Source organism: Vibrio sp. 1249-1, from assembly GCF_033340495.1.
Genome location: NZ_JAWOWJ010000641.1, coordinates 1 through 659, shown reverse-complemented (window position 1 = coordinate 659; position 659 = coordinate 1). Strand labels below are relative to the sequence as shown.

Annotated in this window: 1 protein-coding gene; it reads left to right on the top strand. The window is 49.0% G+C overall.

What is annotated here, in order from left to right; translation table 11 throughout:
* Nucleotides 1–150: 150 nt before the first annotated feature.
* The coding region (locus tag R7Z50_RS28105; RefSeq protein WP_318149835.1) for a response regulator at nucleotides 151–659 on the top strand (509 nt) is incomplete at its 3' end.

Sequence of the window (659 nt, the reverse complement as noted above, 5' to 3'; positions counted from 1 at the left end):
GGAGACTTCCTTGCAGAAGAAGGTCGAGACAAGGAAGCGAAAGTGTATTTGACTCGCGCAATGCAGGCGTCACCTCGCCCTGACCGACCTTTGGCTGATAAAGGTCGAAAACTGGAAATTGAAGCGACTCTTGGGAGTTTGAAATAATCCATGCGCTTATTACTCGTAGAAGATGACAAACTACTCGGTCAATCCATGGTGACTTCATTAAGTCGCCATGGGTACACCGTGGATTGGGTGGAAAAAGGGTCTGGCGTGACTAGCGCACTCAAAACAGAAGCGTTCACTGCCGTAATTTTGGATCTCACTCTACCCGATATCGATGGATTGGAAGTTCTGCGTAATATTCGCAAAGGCGGATTTAAGCTCCCAGTGATGATACTTACCGCCCGAGACGACATTCGCGATCGCGTTCAAGGCCTTGATGGCGGCGCAGATGATTACCTCGGAAAACCGTTTGCACTCGAAGAGTTGCTCGCTCGCTTGCGTGTGTTGATTCGCCGTCAATCCGGTAGTGCAGAAGAAATCATTCAAGTTGGGCAGTTGTCTTTATCCTTATCGGAACAAAGCATTCGCTATGATGACGCACCGCTTAAGCTCACACGCAACGAGTTTAAAATCCTCACCAGTTTGATGACAAACGCCGGACGCGTGCAAAG